This is a genomic window from Psychrobacter sp. 1U2, assembly GCF_051847575.1.
On record NZ_JBPYDC010000592.1, the window covers coordinates 1 to 953 of the forward strand.

General features: G+C 45.1%; 2 protein-coding genes. Both read left to right on the forward strand.

All coding sequences use genetic code 11. From position 1 onward, the window contains the following. A partial coding sequence (locus ACS8FD_RS17485; protein ID WP_439276784.1) for an NAD(P)H-dependent oxidoreductase occupies positions 1 to 389 on the forward strand: 389 nt, incomplete at its 5' end. A 55-nt stretch (positions 390 to 444) separates the two neighbouring features. Then, positions 445 to 924 (forward strand): hypothetical protein, encoded by a 480-nt coding sequence (locus ACS8FD_RS17490; protein ID WP_439263308.1) that lies wholly within the window; start codon positions 445 to 447, stop codon positions 922 to 924. The last annotated feature ends 29 nt before the right edge of the window (positions 925 to 953 follow it).

Here is a 953-nt window from a genome sequence, read left to right on the forward strand (position 1 = left end):
TTGGTAGTCCGACGCATTTTGGTAATATGGCCGCGCCCATGAAATACTTTTGGGACAATACTGTTACGCTATGGCTGGCTGGTAATCTGCAAAACAAACCCGCTTCAGTATTTACAGCGACCGGTTCGATGCATGGTGGCCAAGAAACGACCTTATTGACAATGATGTTACCACTACTGCATCACGGTATGATGATAGTCGGTGTGCCTTATGCTGAGCCTGCACTCAATCGTACTCATCGCGGCGGTACGCCTTATGGCGCTAGTCACGTGAGCGGTGCATTGCATGACCAGCCTGTAAATGATGATGAGCGCGAGCTAGGTGTCGCTCAAGGTCGACGTTTGGCTATTAGTGCTAAAGCATTAGCACAAGCTAATTGGACCCGCTAAGCTGTTTTTATATCGTGCAGCACAATGCTATTAAACTAGGAAACAGACGTATCTAATGGCTACTAACCGTCCAGATAATAACACTCAGGCAAAACCAGCAGCAAAAAAAGCCAGTAAACCTGTCAAACCTATTACGCCCATTCGTCAGCGTTTGATGTTGACGTGGCTTATTTGGCTAGCTTATAGAATGCTTGCACTGCCCATTCTTATTAGTGTGTTTAACGTCAGTAACCCCGATATCGTGGGCGGTATTGCATGGCAGACATTATGGCTTTTGCCAGCCTTTATATTGACGCCATGGATTGTGCGTGGTCGTTCACCTTATGCGTTGTTGATAAGTAGTATGTTCACTTTAGTCTATTTGGGCGCAAGTGGGGTCGTGCTGTTTACTCGCATCTATGGTAGTAGCTGGTCTGAGATAGCGGTATATTTGCTTGATTTTGTGCTATTGCTGGCGATCAACGTTTGGTTATTTATTCTATTAAAGCGTTTGCCTTCAATGAATAACGTCGTCAAACAGCCACGCTCTCGCTAGATTGGTTTTTACCTCTGTTATTGATATAA

Coding starts and splice junctions, on each gene's coding strand:
- ACS8FD_RS17490 (WP_439263308.1), top strand. CDS start 445: ATGGCTACTAACCGTCCAGATAATAACACTCAGGCAAAACCAGCAGCA.